13 protein-coding genes are annotated in these 16,236 nt (G+C 73.4%); 4 read left to right on the forward strand and 9 right to left on the reverse strand.

Annotated features, from left to right (window positions below; all coding sequences use genetic code 11):
* The first annotated feature begins 4 nt into the window (after window positions 1-4).
* Window positions 5-1,090, forward strand: a complete 1,086-nt coding sequence (locus ACYVP9_RS08150; RefSeq protein WP_460604192.1) for an esterase-like activity of phytase family protein — start codon at window positions 5-7, stop codon at window positions 1,088-1,090.
* Here the strand turns inward: ACYVP9_RS08150 and pheT are convergent, their stop codons facing one another.
* The 3 genes from pheT to ACYVP9_RS08165 form a co-directional block, all read right to left on the reverse strand.
* Window positions 1,091-3,553, reverse strand: a complete 2,463-nt coding sequence (gene pheT / locus ACYVP9_RS08155; RefSeq protein WP_460604193.1) for a phenylalanine--tRNA ligase subunit beta — start codon at window positions 3,551-3,553, stop codon at window positions 1,091-1,093.
* 28 nt (window positions 3,554-3,581) lie between these two features.
* A complete protein-coding gene (gene pheS / locus ACYVP9_RS08160) occupies window positions 3,582-4,682 on the reverse strand; it encodes a phenylalanine--tRNA ligase subunit alpha (protein ID WP_460604194.1) in 1,101 nt (366 codons plus the stop codon).
* A 130-nt stretch (window positions 4,683-4,812) separates the two neighbouring features.
* Window positions 4,813-6,597 (reverse strand): ABC transporter ATP-binding protein, encoded by a 1,785-nt coding sequence (locus ACYVP9_RS08165; protein WP_460604328.1) that lies wholly within the window; start codon window positions 6,595-6,597, stop codon window positions 4,813-4,815.
* 91 nt (window positions 6,598-6,688) lie between these two features.
* Here ACYVP9_RS08165 and ACYVP9_RS08170 point away from each other — a divergent pair, with 91 nt between their 5' ends.
* The gene (locus tag ACYVP9_RS08170; protein WP_460604195.1) at window positions 6,689-7,111 is read left to right on the forward strand and encodes a MarR family winged helix-turn-helix transcriptional regulator; all 423 of its coding nucleotides are present in this window, start codon (window positions 6,689-6,691) and stop codon (window positions 7,109-7,111) included.
* Here ACYVP9_RS08170 and ACYVP9_RS08175 read toward each other — a convergent pair whose 3' ends face one another.
* The 6 genes from ACYVP9_RS08175 to infC all read right to left on the reverse strand — a co-directional run bounded on the left by ACYVP9_RS08175 (window position 7,112) and on the right by infC (window position 10,497).
* Window positions 7,112-7,786 (reverse strand): MOSC domain-containing protein, encoded by a 675-nt coding sequence (locus ACYVP9_RS08175; RefSeq protein WP_460604196.1) that lies wholly within the window; start codon window positions 7,784-7,786, stop codon window positions 7,112-7,114. It lies immediately after the preceding gene.
* 11 nt (window positions 7,787-7,797) lie between these two features.
* Window positions 7,798-8,388 (reverse strand): hypothetical protein, encoded by a 591-nt coding sequence (locus ACYVP9_RS08180; protein WP_460604197.1) that lies wholly within the window; start codon window positions 8,386-8,388, stop codon window positions 7,798-7,800.
* Window positions 8,389-9,162: a TrmH family RNA methyltransferase gene (locus ACYVP9_RS08185; RefSeq protein WP_460604329.1), complete on the reverse strand. Its 774-nt coding sequence runs from the start codon at window positions 9,160-9,162 to the stop codon at window positions 8,389-8,391. It abuts the gene before it with no gap.
* Window positions 9,159-9,557 carry a 50S ribosomal protein L20 gene (rplT, locus tag ACYVP9_RS08190; protein ID WP_460604198.1) on the reverse strand — a complete coding sequence of 133 codons (399 nt, stop codon included), beginning with the start codon at window positions 9,555-9,557 and terminating at the stop codon, window positions 9,159-9,161. The genes ACYVP9_RS08185 and rplT overlap by 4 nt, the downstream gene beginning before the upstream one ends.
* A 68-nt stretch (window positions 9,558-9,625) precedes the next feature.
* The gene (gene rpmI / locus ACYVP9_RS08195; protein ID WP_460604199.1) at window positions 9,626-9,820 is read right to left on the reverse strand and encodes a large ribosomal subunit protein bL35; all 195 of its coding nucleotides are present in this window, start codon (window positions 9,818-9,820) and stop codon (window positions 9,626-9,628) included.
* 50 nt (window positions 9,821-9,870) lie between these two features.
* The gene (gene infC / locus ACYVP9_RS08200) at window positions 9,871-10,497 is read right to left on the reverse strand and encodes a translation initiation factor IF-3 (RefSeq protein WP_460604330.1); all 627 of its coding nucleotides are present in this window, start codon (window positions 10,495-10,497) and stop codon (window positions 9,871-9,873) included.
* 279 nt (window positions 10,498-10,776) lie between these two features.
* Here infC and ACYVP9_RS08205 point away from each other — a divergent pair, with 279 nt between their 5' ends.
* Both ACYVP9_RS08205 and ACYVP9_RS08210 read left to right on the forward strand, forming a co-directional pair.
* Window positions 10,777-15,345, forward strand: coding sequence for an ATP-dependent helicase (locus ACYVP9_RS08205; RefSeq protein WP_460604331.1), 4,569 nt, complete (start codon window positions 10,777-10,779; stop codon window positions 15,343-15,345).
* Between the two features lie 65 nt (window positions 15,346-15,410).
* Window positions 15,411-16,232 (forward strand): Fpg/Nei family DNA glycosylase, encoded by an 822-nt coding sequence (locus tag ACYVP9_RS08210; protein ID WP_460604200.1) that lies wholly within the window; start codon window positions 15,411-15,413, stop codon window positions 16,230-16,232.
* Window positions 16,233-16,236 lie beyond the last annotated feature (4 nt).

Consider the following 16,236-nt stretch of genomic DNA (forward strand, 5'->3'; position numbering starts at 1 on the left):
AAGCATGCGCATGCGTGCCGTCGCCGCCGTGTCCCTGCTCGTCCTCTCCGGTGCGGTCGCGACCGCACCCGCCGCCGGTGCCCGCCCGGCCGCGCAACCGGGCACGTGCCCGCCCCGTGGGGCCGCGCTGGGCTACAGCGACGCCCTCGACAAGGCGGACGTCGGCGGCGTGCGGGTCGGCGGACTGTCCGACCTGGCGTACGACCGCCGCACGCGCGCGTGGGCCTCGACGGTCGACAACAACAAGACCGACCCGTCGCGCATCTGGTTCTTCCGCGACCTGGCCCGTCCGCGCATCGTCGGCGCGCCGTTGGTGCTGAAGAACGCCGACGGCGTGCCGTACACCGGCATGACGGCCGACGACGAGGGTCTGGCCGTTCTGCCGTCCGGCGAGTTCGTGGTCAGTTCGGAAACCGAACCGAGCATCCGCATCTTCGGACGGGACGGCGTGCAGCGCGCGTCGCTGCCCGTTCCGGCCCGGTTCCGGGTTGCGCCGGCCGGCGAGGCCACCGGCAACGCGACGCTCGAAGGGCTCACGCTCACCCCCTCCGGCCGCACCCTCGTCGCGAGCATGGAGGGCGCGCTGTCGGGCGACGTGTCACCGTCCGGGGACGCGACCTTCCACCGCTTCCTCGTCTACTCCCGCACCGGGAAGGGCTGGACGCTGACGAAGCAGGTCGCGTACCGGGCACGGACGGGGCAGCGCATCCCCGAGATCGCGGCGGTGGACGACGACCGGCTGATCGTCGAGGAGGCGTCCTACGACCCGGCCACCGGCAACGCGGTGTCGCTCTACGCGGTGTCGGGCCTACGGCGGGCCGCCGACGTCACCCGCGTGCCGAACCTCTCGGGCGACCCCGGCAGCGCGCTGCGCAAGACCCTGCTCGCCGACGTCGTGCGTTGCCCGACGCTCGGCGCGACCGCGAAGCAGCCGCAGACCAACCCGTTGCTCGACAACTACGAGGGCATGGCGATCACCGCGCGCGGACCGCTCGGGCTGACCGGCGTCACCCTGATCAGCGACGACAACTTCGGCGCCACCCAGATCACCCGCGTGCTGAACCTCGCGGTCGTCCTGCCGAAGCGGTAGTCAGCGCAGGCGCGCGCCGTGCCGCTCGACCGCGGCGGCGACGGCGGCGTCGCGCGCTGCCGTGGCCTCCTCGACGGTGAGCGTGCGGTCGGCGGCGCGGAACCGCAGCGCGAACGTGAGCGAGCGCAGCCCGTCGCCCAGGCGTTCGGCGTCGGCGTACACCGCGAACAGGCGGACGGTCTCGAGCAGCGGCCCGGCCGCCTCGCGGACCGTGGCCTCGACCTCGGCGGCGGGGACGTGGTCGGCGAGCACGAGCGCGACGTCGAGCAGCACCGGCGGGTAGCCGGAGATGGCCGGAGCCTGCGCCGGTGCCGGCACCGGTAGCGCGTCGAGGTCGAGTTCGGCGGCGCACGTGCGCTCGGGCAGGCCGAGGGCTGCGACCACCCGCGGGTGCAACTCGCCGGCGTGGCCGAGGACGGTGCCGTCGGGGAGGCGGATCTCGGCGCAGCGTCCGGGATGCCACGGAGCGCGGTCGGCGGCGTGCACCGTGACGTCGACGCGCGCGGCGCGGGCCACCACCCGGGCGAACTCGACCGCGTCGGCCCAGCCGGCGACCCGTCCGGGGTGGTCCCAGCCGACGGGTTCGGCATAGCCGCACAGCACGGCCGCGATGTGCGTGGGCTGGTCGGGCAGTGCGGCGTCGAGCGCGGCGAGCTGCGCGGCCGTGGGTCGCCGGTCGATACCCGGAAGTTCCGCGGGCGAGGATCCGGCACGGGGCAGGAAGACCGAACCGGTCTCGGTGATCGCGAGGTCGCGGACGCCGCGGCCGAGGTTGCGCGCGGCGACGCCGAGCAGTCCGGGCAGCACCGAGGTGCGCAGCTCGGGTTCGTCGTCGGACAGCGGATTGACCAGCCGGACCGCGTGACGGCGCGGGTCGTCGGCGTCGAGCCCGAACGCGTCGTGGACGGTCGGTGACACGAACGGGTAGGCGAGCACCTCGGTGTACCCGGCGGACGCCGTGGCGCGCGAGATCGCGCGACGCAGCTGCTGCCGCGGCGTCAGCCCGCGGCCGGCCGGCGCGGCGGGCAGCACCGACGGCAGCGTGTCGTACCCGACGAGGCGGACGACCTCTTCGACGAGGTCGGCGCCGAGCAGCAGGTCGGGGCGCCAGGTTGGCGGGCGCACCGTCAGCGGGTCGTCCCCCTCGACGGCGCAGCCGACGGCACGCAGGTGCGCGACGACGGTGTCGCGGTCGATCGGCATGCCGGCAAGCCGTTCGCTGAGCCCGACGGGCAGCTCGATCACGGCGGGCGCCGGCGGTTCGCCCACGACCGTGAAACCCTCGACGGCGCTCGCGCCGCCGTGTTCGACCAGCAGGTCGACACAGCGCTGCAACGCGACGCCGGCGATCTCGGGGTCGACGCCGCGCTCGAAGCGGCGGGCGGCTTCGCTGGGCAGGCGGTGGCGGCGGACCGTACGCGCGACGACGTCCGGGTACCAGGTGGCGGCCTCGAGCAGGACGTCGCTCGTGCCGTCACCGATCTCGGTCGACGCGCCGCCCATGACACCGGCAAGAGCGACGGCGCCCGAGTCGTCGGCGACGACGACGTCGGTGGCGTCGAGGGTGCGCACCTGGTCGTCGAGGGTCGTCAGCTTCTCCCCCGCCCTCGCGCGGCGGACGGTGATGCCGCCCGTGAGCTTCGCGCGGTCGAAGGCGTGCAGGGGCTGGCCGGTCTCGAGCATCACGTAGTTGGTGACGTCGACGGCGAGCGAGATGGCGCGGATGCCGCACTGCCGCAACCGGTTCTGCATCCACTCCGGCGACGGCGCCGTGGGATCGAGCCCCGTGACCGCTCGTGCCGAGAAGCGCAGGCACGACCCGGGGTCGATGTCGACGTCGTAAGCCCGGCCGTCGGGCTCGGGCAGCTCGGGCGCGATGTCGTGGAACGGCACGCCGAGCGCGGCGGCCGCCTCGCGGGCGAGCCCGCGGATCGACATCGTGTAGCCGCGGTCGGTGGTGACGGCGACGTCGAGCACGGCGTCGTCGAGGCCGAGCAGGGGCAGCGGGTCGGCGCCCGGCGCGGCGGCGTCGGGCGGCAGCACGAGGATGCCGTCGTGGTCGTCGCCGATGCCCAGCTCGCGGACCGAGCAGATCATGCCGTCCGACACGTGGCCGTAGGTCTTGCGCGCGCTGATCGCGAAGCCGCCGGGCAGCACCGCTCCGGGCAGCGAGACGACGACGAGATCGCCCACGGCGAAGTTGTGGGCACCGCACACGATGCCGCGCGGCTCCTGCTCGCCGACGTCGACCTGGCACCAGCGGATGACCTTGCCGTTCTTCTGCGGCTCCTCGACCAGGGACACGACACGTCCGACGACGATCGGGCCCGACAGCCCCTCCGCAGCCGAATCGACGGACTCGACCTCGAGGCCGACGCGGATCAACGCGTCGGCGAGCTGCCTCGGCGTCAGGCCCGCGGGCAGCTCGACGTGCTCGGCCAGCCAGCTGACGGGCGCCTTCACTGCGTCACTCCCGAGTAGTCGTTCGTCATCACTGCACCCCGAACGCGCCGCTGAAGCGCACGTCGCCCTCGACGATGTCGCGCATGTCGGCGACGCCGCTGCGGAACATCAACGTGCGCTCGATGCCCATGCCGAACGCGAAACCCGTGTAGCGCTCGGGATCGATGCCGCACGCGACGAGCACGCGCGGGTCGACCATGCCCGAGCCGCCCCACTCGATCCAGCCCTCGCTGCTGCAGGTGCGACACGGTCGGTCGGGATTGTCGACCGACTCTCCCTTGCAGACGAAGCAGAGCAGGTCGAGCTCGGCGCTGGGCTCGGTGAACGGGAAGTAGTGGGGCCGTAACCGGGTCGTCATGTCGGGGCCGAACATGGCCCGCGCCATGTGGTCGAGCGTGCCCTTGAGGTGCGCCAGCGTGAGGCCCTCGTCGACGGCGAGGCCCTCGAGCTGGTGGAACACCGGCGTGTGCGTGGCGTCGAGCTCGTCGGTGCGGAACGTCTTGCCCGGGCAGACGATGTAGATCGGCAGGTCGCGCTCGAGCATGGCGCGGACCTGCACCGGGGACGTCTGGGTGCGCAGCACGACGCCCGAGTCGGCCGAGTCGAGGTAGAACGTGTCGCTCAGCTCGCGCGAGGGGTGTTCGCGCGGCGTGTTCAGGGCGTCGAAGTTGAACCAGGACCCCTCGGCCTCGGGACCCTCGGCGACCTCCCAGCCCATCGCGAGGAAGACGTCGCTGATCTGCTCCATCGTCTGGGTGAGCGGGTGCCGCGCCCCGACGAGACCGCGGGTCGTCGGCAGGGTCACGTCGACGGACTCGGTGACCAGCACACGCGCGTCCCGCTCGGCCTCGAGCTCGGCCTGCCGGGCGGCGAGGGCCTGCTTGACCTGACCGCGGGCGGGGCCGACGCGCTTGCCGGCGGCGGCGCGGGCCGCCGGGGGCAGGGCGCCGATCTCGCGGTTCGCGAGCGCCAGTGGCGACCGGTCGCCCGTGTGGGCGAGACCGGCCGCCTTGAGCTCGTCCAGGGTGGTGGCCGCCGCGAACGCCTCGAGCGCGGCGGCGACGTTCGCCTCGATCGCCTCGGGCTGCAGGGTGGCGACCTCGACCGGGTCGAAGTTCTGGGACGTCATCTCGTTCCTTCGTCGGTGCGGACGGGCGCGCCGACGACGATGCCGCCTAGGCGCGCGGACGGAGGGCGGCCGCCAGCCGCGCGGCAAACAGCGCGCGGGGCGAGGTCGCGGTCACGTCCGTAAGCCTAGTTCACGCGTTCAGGGCGGCGTAGCGGCCGTCCTGGGCGAGCAGTGCGTCGTGGTCGCCGCGCTCGACGACGCGGCCGTGGTCGACGACGGCGATCTGGTCGGCATCGCGGACGGTCGACAGGCGGTGGGCGATGGTGATCGTCGTGCGTCCGCGGGACAGTTCGTCGAAGGCGAGCTGCACCGCACGCTCGGTCTCGTTGTCCAACGCACTGGTGGCCTCGTCGAGGACGAGCACCCGCGGGTCGCGCAGCAGCGTCCGCGCGATCGCGATGCGCTGCTTCTCGCCCCCGGAGAACCGGTGACCGCGCGAGCCGACCATCGTGTCGTAACCCTCGGGCAGCCCGGCGACGAGGTCGTGGATCCGGGCGGCCTTCGCGGCCGCGACGATCTGCTCGTCCGTCGCGTCGGGCTTCGCGTAGCGCAGGTTCTCGCGGACGGTCGCGTGCAGCAGGTAGGTCTCCTGGCTGACGACGCCGACCAGTTCGGCCACGTCCGCCAGTCTCAGGTCGCGCAGGTCGACGCCGTCGATCGTGATCCGTCCGCCGGTGGGGTCGTGCAGCCGGGCGACGAGCGAGGCCAGCGTGCTCTTGCCCGACCCCGTCTCGCCGACGAGTGCGAGGGTGGTGCCGGCGGGGACGTCGAGGTCGACGCCGGCGACGGCGGCGGTGTCGCTGCCCGGGTAGTGGAACGTCACGGACTCGAAGCGGACGTGGCCCGGCGCGGTCGCGGTGTCGATCGTGACCGGTTCGGCCGGGTCGGCGACGTCGACGGGCAGGTCGAGGTACTCGAAGATCCGGGCGAACAGCGCGAGCGAACTGGTGACGGTGACGCCCACGTCGAGCAGGCCCATGAGCGGCATGAACAGGCTGCCCTGCAGCGCGGTGAACGCCACCACGGTGCCGATCGACAGGGTGGTGCCGGGCAGTCCGGCGCCGAAGTAGATGACGGCCGGGATGGCCGCGAACAGCACGCGCATGACGGCCATGCGCCAGCGTCCGGCCAGTTCGGAGCGCAGCTCGAGGTCGATGAGCCGGGCGGACGACGCGGTGAAGCGCTCGATCAGCGCGGGACCCGTGCCCATCGTCTTGGCGAGCTGGACGCCACTGATGGACAGGCCCTCGTCGATGGTGACGTTGAGGTCGGCGAGCTCGCGCTGCCGCTGTTCGGTGATGGCGCGGCGCATGCGGGCGACACGTCGGGTGAGCAGGATGGCCGGCGGCATCACGACGACCGTGATGAGCGACAGCTGCCACGACAGGGCCGCCATCGCGACCCCGGTGGCGATCACGGTGGTCAGGTTCGACGCGATGCTGGTCGCGGTGGACGTGACGACCGACTGCATGCCGCCGATGTCGTTGGTGATGCGCGATTGCACCTCACCGGTGCGGGTACGCGTGAAGAACGCCATGGACTGGCGCTGCAGGTGGGCGAAGACTCCGGTGCGCAGCGTGTGCATGACCTGCTGGCCGACGCGGGTGCTGATCCAGGTCTGGACGACGCCGAGCACGGCGGTGATGCCGGGGACGGCGACCATGCCGGCGGCGAGCCAGCCGAGCAGCACGAGATCGCGCTGCGGCAGCGCGACGTCGATGACCTCGCGCAGCAGGAACGGCGAGGCCATCGCCAGCACCGCCGACACCACGATGATCGCGGTGACGACACCGAGCGGGCGGCGGTACGGGACGAACAGGGAGCCGATGCGGCGCAGGGACACCTCGCGGGCCTGGGCCTTCTCGGCGGCGGTGGGCTTCTTGGCGGAGCCGCCGGGGCGACCTCCGCCGAACATGGGGCTGGTCAAGGGCAGATCCTCTCGGTCGGGATGATGCTGAGGTTACCTCACAATGAGGCTCAACAACAACCTGCGCTAGTCTGTTCCCGTGACCGACCGGGACGCCGAGCTCGAGGCGCTGACCAACGCCTTCTGGACGGTCGCGCGGCGGTTGCGGCACGGCACGCAGCAGACCCTCGCGCCCTTCGACCTCTCTCCCGCCCAGTCGCGCGCGCTCGGCACGTTGATGCGCCGGGGGGCGATGCGCCCGGGCGCGCTCGCCGAGAAGCTCGGCATCGCGCCGCGCTCGGCGACCGAGGTCGTCGACGCGCTGGAGGAGCGCGGCCTGGTCGAGCGCACGCCCGATCCGTCCGACCGGCGCGCGACACTCGTCGTCCCCACCGACGCCGGTCGCGAGACGATGCTGCGCGTGCGGGAGGCGCGGATGGCCGAGACCGACGAGATGTTCGCGCGGCTCAGCGCGAAGGACCGCAGGGAACTGACGCGGATCCTGGTGTCGCTCGAGGACTAGTCAGCCGCGCAGGGCGGTCTTGCGCAGGTCGTGGACGAGATACGGCCCCGCCTCGAACAGGCGCGGCAGCAGGCGCTTGTCGCCCATGACGGCGCGGAAGGCCAGCGACACGGTGATGTCGTGGTCGGGGCGGGCGAGCACCTCGACCTCGTCCCCGTATCGGATGATGCCCGGCGTCACGACGCGCAGGTAGGCGCCGCTGCGGCCGTCCTCGGTGAACCTCCTGGCCCAGCCGCGGATGCCCATCCAGCCACGGAAGGTGTTGCAGGGGATGCGCGGCAACGTCACCTGCACCACGACCTCGGGTCCGATGCGCCACTGCTCGCCGAGCAGGGCGTCGTCCACGGCCACCTCCGCGGTGGTGAGGTTCTCGCCGAACCCGCCGTCGGGAATCGTCCGGTCGAGCCGCTGTTCCCACTCGTCGAGGACCTCGCGCGCGAAGGCATAGAGGGCCTGGTCGCTGCCGCCGTGGTGCCGCTGGTCGCCGACGCGGTCGACGGTGATGCCGCTGCCGCTGCCGCCTCGCTTCGGACCGGGATCCTGCACGACGACGGGCGCGACGGTCGGCACCTTGCCGATGCCGGTCGGACGGTCCTTGTACGGCACGTCCCGCAGGTCGAGGGCGACGTTGAGCGAGCGGACCCGCGGACCACTGACGGCGCGCGGGCCTCGCATGACCGCGCCCGTCACGACGCGTCCAGGGCCGTGCCGCCCGCGCCACCCGCAGCGGCCGACAACGGCAGGGCCGTCCGGACACCATCGGACGTCGGACCGGTGAGCGGGACGGTGAACTCGCGCCGAACCTCGCGGACCTCCAGGTCGGCCGAGCGCAGCGCCTCCCGGCACCGCGGCGTCACCCTCTTGGCGAATCCGCCGCCCTGCGGGAAGCGAGACCGCCACGCGTAGGCGACCACGCCGAACTCGGACCACCCGGGCGTGGTCGACGGCCGCACGGCCAACCGGGGCAGGGCCGGCGTGAGCGACGAGGTGGAAGCCCAGGCGGCGTGCTCCCCGGCCTGCGGATCGGCGGGATCGAACAGCACCCACCGCGAGTGGTCGGCGAGCACAGGAGCGACCAGCTCGGTCACGGTGGCGGGTGCGGCCCGGACGAGCAGGGTCGGCTCGAGCAGGGCCACGTGCTTCGCGGCCTTGCCGCTCATCAGTCGGTCGCCGACGGCCCCCGCCTTCGCGCGCCCGCGTGCATCGACCCAGGCCTTGAGCGCGAACCCGACGGCGAACAGGCCGACGATCAGCACGACCGCCGCGACGACGCCCATTCAGGACCTCCGCTGCGCGCGCGCACTGGCGTAGAGGCACACCGCGGCCGCGGCGGCGAGATTGAGGCTCTCGGCCCGTCCGTGGACGGGGATGCGGACGGTCTCGTCGGCGCGATCGAGCACGGCGCGCGGCAGGCCGTGCGCCTCGGTGCCGAACAGCCAGGCGGTCGGACGGGCGAGGGTGCCGTCGTCGGCGAGGTCGTCGAGGTCGCGGGCGCCTTCGCCACTCGTCGCCAGGACGCGCAACCCGGTGATGTCCGCGAGCGACGCGTCGACGACCGGGAGGTGGAAGATGCTGCCGGCGCTGGCGCGGACGGCCTTGCCGTTGAACGCGTCGACACCGCCGTCGATGACCACCGCGTCGGCGCCGGCGGCATCGGCGGTGCGGACGATCGTCCCGACGTTGCCGGGATCGTTCGGCTCGGCGAGACCGACCAGGAGCCGCGGCCCGCGGGAGAGCACGTCACCGAGCGACGGTTGCGGCAGCGCGCAGACGGCGACGAGCCCCTGCGGCGTGACCGTCTCGGACAGCGCGACGGCGTCCTTGTCGGAGATCTCGTCCGCCCGGTCGGTGAGCTCGGGGTTCCGCGCGATCGCGTCCGCGGTGGCGAACAGTTCGAGGACGGCGTCGGCGGCCAGCGCCTCGCGCACGGCCTGCGCGCCCTCGGCGAGGAAACGCCCGGTCTCGCGCCGCGCGGACCGTCGGGTGAGACGGCGCGCGGCGGCGAGCCGGGCGTTGGAGCTGCTGAGCAGCGGGAGTCCCGTGGGCCTCAGGCGGCCGGGGACTGGGCAGCGGCGCCGCCGATGCCCTCTTCCTTGATCGCGGCGCGCGCGACCTCGACGAGCGCGGTGAACGCGGCGGGGTCATTGACCGCGAGGTCGGCGAGGACCTTGCGGTCGGTCTCGACGCCGGCCAGGCGCAGACCCTGCACGAAGCGGTTGTAGGTCATGTCGTTGGCGCGGGCCGCGGCGTTGATGCGGGTGATCCACAGCTGCCGGAAGTCGCCCTTGCGGGCCTTGCGGTCGCGGTACTGGTAGGTCGAGGAGTGGAGCAGCTGCTCCTTGGCCTTGCGGTACAGCCGCGAACGCTGGCCGCGGTAACCCGCTGCCGCCTCGAGGGTGCTCCGGCGCTTCTTCTGGGCGTTGACCGCCCGCTTGACGCGTGCCACGTCGAGCTCCTTGCGTTATCGGGCGCGCACCGGGTGCGGCGCGCGCGGGGGTTCAGTCGGGAAGGGGCTCAGAGCCCGAGCATCTTCTTCACGCGCTTGACGTCGGACGCCGCGACGCCGGACGTGCCGGACAGCCGGCGCTTGTGGCGCGAGGACTTGTGCTCGAACTTGTGCTGCATGTTCGCGCGCTCGCTGCGGATCTTGCCGCGGCCGGTGATGCGCACGCGCTTCTTCATCCCGCTGTGGGTCTTGTTCTTCGGCATCGGTGTCGGTTCCTTCGTCGGTGGTGCGGACGTTCTGGTGGTACGGCTGCCTACTCGGCGGGCGCGGACTCGGCCGGCGCGGACTCGGCCGGCGCAGCAGGTGCGGCATCGGCCGGACGCGCAGCCCGGGCGGGCTTCGCGGTGCGGTGCGGCGCCACGACCATGACCATGTTGCGGCCGTCCTGCTTCGGAGAGGACTCGACGTAGCCGAGCTCGGTGATGTCCTCGGCGAGACGCTGCAGCAGCCGGAAGCCCAGCTCGGGGCGGGACTGCTCGCGGCCACGGAACATGATCGTGACCTTCACCTTGTCGCCCGCCTTCAGGAACCGCTCGACGTGACCCTTCTTGGTCTCGTAGTCGTGCGAGTCGATCTTGGGGCGGAGCTTCATCTCCTTGATGACCGTCAGCGTCTGGTTGCGGCGGTTCTCGCGGTCCTTCTGGGCCGTCTCGTACTTGAACTTGCCGTAATCCATGAGCTTGCAGACGGGCGGACGCGCCATCGGTGCGACCTCGACCAGATCCAGGTCCGACTCGGCGGCCAGCTCGAGCGCCTTGCCGATCGGCACGATGCCGACCTGCTCGCCCTCGGGACCGACGAGACGTACTTCGGGGACGCGGATCCTGTCGTTGATCCTGGGTTCGGAGCTGATGGGACCTCCTACGGTCTGGCTGTAGATCGGGCCCCGTCGTGCGAAAGGGCCCCGCGGCCTGTGCCGGCGGGGCCCCGGTTCTCGACCGGTCCGCACGAGCACGACAGGCGTGCTCCGGCTCACCGGCGGGGCCGGGAACCGCGGACCGGACCCGGCGCGCCGATGGAACTGCGGCTCGGGTGGGAGGCTGTGGGCTTCCGCTTGCACGCCTGCGCCGGTGAGAGCACAGGCTGGTCGCACGCCAAGAGTAGCAGCGTCCCGGCCGGCACTCCGAATCCGCGCGTGTTGTCGTACCCCGCGGGCACCATGGAGGCCGTGACCTTCTCCCCCGCCACGCAGGCCTGGCTCGACGGCGCGTTCGCGGCGCCGACGCCGGCCCAGCAGGGCGCGTGGGACGCGATCGCGCGCGGTGAGCACGCGCTCGTCGTCGCCCCCACCGGGTCGGGCAAGACGCTGGCGGCGTTCCTGTCCGCGCTCGACCGGCTGGCGACCGAACCCGTCCCGGAGGAACCGAAGCGACGCTGCCGCGTGCTCTACGTCAGCCCGCTGAAGGCGCTGGCCGTCGACGTCGAGCGCAACCTGCGCGGTCCGCTGGCGGGCATCCGGCAGGCGGCGGCGCGCCTCGAACTGCCCGAACCCGAGGTCACCGTCGGCATGCGCTCGGGCGACACGTCCGCCGAGGAGCGGCGGCTGTTCACCCGGCGCCCGCCCGACATCCTCATCACCACCCCCGAATCGCTGTTCCTGCTGCTGACGTCCGCCGCGCGCGAGTCGCTGCGCGGGGTCGACACGGTGATCATCGACGAGGTGCACGCGGTGTGCGCCACGAAGCGGGGCGCGCACCTCGCGGTGTCGCTCGAGCGCCTCGACCTGCTGCTGGAGAAGCCCGCCCAGCGCATCGGGCTGTCGGCCACCGTCCGCCCGGTCGACGAGGTCGCGACCTTCCTGGCCGGCGGACGGCCGGTCACGATCGTGCAGCCGCCGGCGTCCAAGACGTTCGAGCTCGAGGTCGTCGTCCCCGTCGAGGACATGTCCGCCATCGGCGAGCCCACCGACGACCTCACCGGCGCCGCATCGGGCGCGCAGCGGCGGGCGTCGATCTGGCCTCACGTCGAGGAGCGCGTGCTCGACCTGGTGAGCGAGCACCGCTCGACGATCGTGTTCGCCAACTCCCGGCGCCTGGCCGAGCGGTTGACCGCCCGGCTCAACGAGCTGGCCGCCGAACGGGCCGGCGCCGAGCTCGACGAGTCGGGGAAGGCCCCGGCCGAGGTGATGGCGCAGGCGGGGTCGGGGCGCCCGGCGGGCGAGACCGTCGTGGCACGGGCTCACCACGGGTCGGTGTCGCGGGAACAGCGATCCATCGTCGAGGAGGAACTGAAGGGCGGACGGCTGCCCGCCGTCGTCGCGACCTCGTCGCTCGAGCTGGGCATCGACATGGGCGCCGTCGACCTCGTCGTCCAGGTCGAGTCGCCGCCGTCGGTGGCGGCAGGCCTGCAGCGGGTCGGCCGGGCCGGTCACCAGGTCGGCGCCGTGTCCCGCGGCGTGATCTTCCCGAAGTTCCGCGGTGACCTGCTCGAGTGCGCGGTCGTCGCCGAGCGCATGCGCGACGGGCAGATCGAGTCGATGCGCTACCCGCGCAACCCGCTCGACGTGCTGGCGCAGCAGATCGTCGCCATGGTGGCCATGGACACCGTCTCCGTCGACGAACTCGAGGCGCTGGTCCACCGGGCGGCTCCGTTCGCCGGGCTCCCCCGCTCCGCGCTCGAGGCCACGCTCGACATGCTCGCCGGGCGCTACCCGTCCGACGCGTTCGCCGAGCTGCGGCCACGGCTGGTGTGGGACCGTGTGGGTGGCGAACTCACCCCGCGCCGGGGCGCGCAGCACCTGGCGGTGACCAGCGGCGGCACCATCCCCGACCGCGGGCTGTTCGGCGTCTTCCTCGCCGGTGGCGAGGGTCCCGGCCGGCGCGTCGGCGAGCTCGACGAGGAGATGGTCTACGAGTCGCGGGTCGGCGACGTGTTCCTGCTCGGCTCGTCGTCCTGGCGTATCGAGGACATCACCCACGACCGCGTGCTGGTCACGCCCGCGCCGGGCGAGGTGGGCAAGATGCCGTTCTGGAAGGGTGACCAGCCCGGCCGTCCGGTCGAGCTCGGGCGGGCCCTGGGCACCTTCCTGCGCGAGGTGGCCAACGCCAAGCCCGACGAGGCCCTGTCGCGGGCCCGCGCGGCCGGCCTCGACGAGTGGGGCGCGGCCAACCTGGTGACCTACCTGGCCGAGCAGCGCGAGGCCACCGGCCACCTGCCCGACGACCGCACCGTGCTCGTCGAGCGTTTCCGCGACGAACTGGGCGACTGGCAGCTGGTCGTCCACTCGCCGTTCGGCGCACCGGTCAACGCCCCGTGGGCGCTGGCCATCGCGGCGCGGCTGCGCGAGCGGCACGGGCTCGAGGTGTCGGCGATGCACTCCGACGACGGCATCGTGCTCCGGTTGCCCGAGACCGACGCCGAACCGCCCGGCGGCGAGATCGCCGTGTTCGAACCGGACGACATCGAGGCGCTCGTGACGAGCGAGGTCGGCTCGTCGGCGCTGTTCGCGTCCAGGTTCCGCGAGTGCGCGGCCCGTTCCCTGCTGCTGCCCCGCCGCGACCCCCGCCGCCGCACGCCGCTGTGGCAGCAGCGGCAGCGGGCCAACCAGCTGCTGCAGGTCGCCGGCGAGTACGGCGACTTCCCCGTCGTGCTCGAGGCCATGCGCGAGTGCCTGCAGGACGTCTTCGACCTGCCCGGCCTCGTCGGGCTGATGCGCGAGCTCGCGAACCGGTCGGTGAAGCTCGTCGAGGTCGAGACGTCGTCCGCGTCGCCGTTCGCCCGGTCGCTGCTGTTCGGCTACGTCGGCGTGTTCATGTACGAGGGCGACGCGCCGCTGGCCGAACGCCGGGCGCAGGCGCTGTCGCTCGACTCCGCCCTGCTCGCCGAGCTGCTGGGCGCGACCGACCTGCGCGAGCTGCTCGACCCCGAGGCCATCGCCCAGGTCGAGGCCGAGATCGCCCGGCTGGCGCCCGACCGGCAGGCCAAGGGCACCGACGGCGTGCACGACCTGCTGCGCGCCGTCGGCGACCTGACGACCGCCGAGGCCATCGCCCGGGGGGCGAGCGCCGCCGATCTCGCCGCCCTCGAGGAGTCGCGCCGCGCGATCCGCGTCCGCATCGCGGGTGAGGAACGGTGGCTGGCCATCGAGGACGCCGGACGCGTGCGCGACGCGCTGGGCGCGGCGATCCCGGTCGGGGTGCCCGAGGCGTTCACCGAGCCCGTGAAGGACCCGCTGGGCGACCTCGTGTCCCGGTTCGCGCGCACCCACGGCCCGTTCGTGGCCACCGACGCCGCCGAGCGGCTCGGGCTCGGTGTCGCCGTCGTCGGGTCCGCGCTGGCGCGGCTCGGCGCGTCCGGCCGGCTCGTCCAGGGCGAGTTCCGCCCCGGCGGCATGGCCACCGAGTGGTGCGACGCCGAGGTGCTGCGGGCGATCCGGCGTCGGTCGCTCGCCGCCCTGCGCAAGGAGGTCGAGCCGGTTCCGCCCGACGCCCTCGCCCGCTTCGTGCCGTCGTGGCAGGGGCTGGGCACGCGGGCGTCCCGGGGGGTCGACGGCCTGATGCGGGCGATCGAGCAACTCGCGGGCGTGGTCGTGCCCGCCAGCGCGCTCGAGACCCTCGTGCTCCCGTCCCGGGTGGCGGGGTACTCCCCCGCCCTGCTCGACGAACTGACCCTGTCGGGAGACGTCGTGTGGTCCGGCGCGGGTGCGCTGGGGACGAACGACGGCTGGGTCACGCTCGCGCCCGCCGAGATCGCACCCCTCGTGCTGCCGCCGCCGGACGAGGTCGACGAATCCGTGGCGGTCGCGCTGCGCGACGCGGTCGGGGCCGACGAGGCGGTCTTCTTCAAGGCCCTCGTCGACCGGGCGATGGCGGGCGCCGAATCGTTCGAGTCCGACCAGGCGGTCGTCCGGGCCGTGTGGGACCTCGTCTGGGGCGGATGGCTCACCAACGACACCATCGCGCCGGTGCGATCGCTGCTCGGCTCGGGCGGCCGCACGGCACACAAGCGCGCGGCCGCTCCCCGGCGTCCGCGCTCGACCCGGTACGGCCGCTACGGCGGGCTGGTCGCGCCCGGCGGCGGCGCCGGCGGACGGGCGGCCCCGTTCGGCATGGCGGGCCGTTGGTCGGCGGTGCCGGTGCGCGATCTCGACCCCACCCGGCGCGCGTTGGCCGCCGCCGACGTGCTGCTCGACCGGTACGGCGTGGTGACCCGCGGCGCGGTGATGGCCGAACGCATCGAGGGCGGCTTCGCCGCCGTCTACGCCGTGCTCAAGCAGGCCGAGGAGAGCGGGCGCGCGCGCCGCGGTTACTTCGTCGAGGGTCTGGGTGCCTCGCAGTTCGCCCTGCCCGGGGCGGTCGACCGGCTGCGTGCCGAGGCGCGTCCGCTCGACACCCGCGCGGCCGAGGGCGCCACGGCTCTCGTGCTCGCCGCCACCGACCCCGCGAACCCCTACGGCGCGGCGCTGCCCTTCCCGCAGGCGCCGGCCGAGGACGGCAAGCGCGGGCACCAGGCCGCTCGCAAGGCGGGCTCACTCGTCGTGCTCGTCGACGGCGCGTGCGTGCTCTACGTCGAGCGCGGCGGACGCACGCTGCTGTCGTTCAGCGACGATCCGGACGTGCTGCAGCCGGCCGCCGACGCGCTCGCGCTCGCCGTCCGCGACGGAGCGCTCGGCCGTCTGCAGGTCGAGAAGGCCGACGGCGCCCCCGTGGCCACCTCCGCGCTCGGGGACGCGCTCACCGCGGCCGGGTTCCGCCCGACACCGCGGGGCGGGTTGCGGTTGCGCGCCTAGGGTCGAACCACGAGCCGGGCCATCCGCCTGCGCCCACGGAGTGTCGGATCGGACGGAGGCTGCACGTGCCCGAGGGCGACACGGTGTGGCTCACCGCGAACCGGCTGCACAAGGCGTTGGCGGGGCGGCCGTTGACGGTGTCGGACTTCCGCATCCCGGCGCTCGCCACCGTCGACCTGCGCGGTCGGCAGGTGAGCGAGGTGCTGGCCCGCGGCAAGCACATCCTCACGCGCATCGGCGGTCCCGGGGACGAGCTCACGCTGCACAGCCACCTGCGCATGGACGGCAGCTGGTACCTCTCGGCCACCGGGAAGCCCCGCCCGCGGCGCCATCCCGACCACATGATCCGGGCCCTGCTCGGCAACGACGACTGGCTGGCGACCGGCTACCGGGTGCACGACCTGAAGATCGTGCCGCGGGCGGGCGAGGGTGAGTTCGTCGACCACCTCGGACCCGACCTGCTCGGCCCCGACTGGAACCCGGGCCTGGCGGCGGCGAACCTGCGCCGCGAACCCGATCTCACCATCGGCGAGGCCCTGCTCGACCAGCGCAACCTCGCCGGCGTCGGCAACATGTACAAGTGCGAGGTGCTGTTCATGCAGCGCGTGCACCCGTGGACGCGCGTCGACGACGTCGCCGACCTCGACGCCCTGATCAACCGGTGCTTCACCGTGCTGCGCGCCAATCGCGACCACCCGGAGCAGTCGACGACGGGCTCGACGCAGCGCGGCCGCGAGCACTGGACCTACGAGCGCGGCGGTCAGCCCTGCCTTCGGTGCCGCACGCCGATCGTGCGGGAGGAACAGGGCCTGCCGCCGCGACACCGCGGCACGTACTTCTGCCCCCGCTGCCAGCCCGATCCCGCCCGTCGCGGCCGTTCGGTGTGACGAG

This window comes from Jatrophihabitans fulvus, assembly GCF_054781375.1.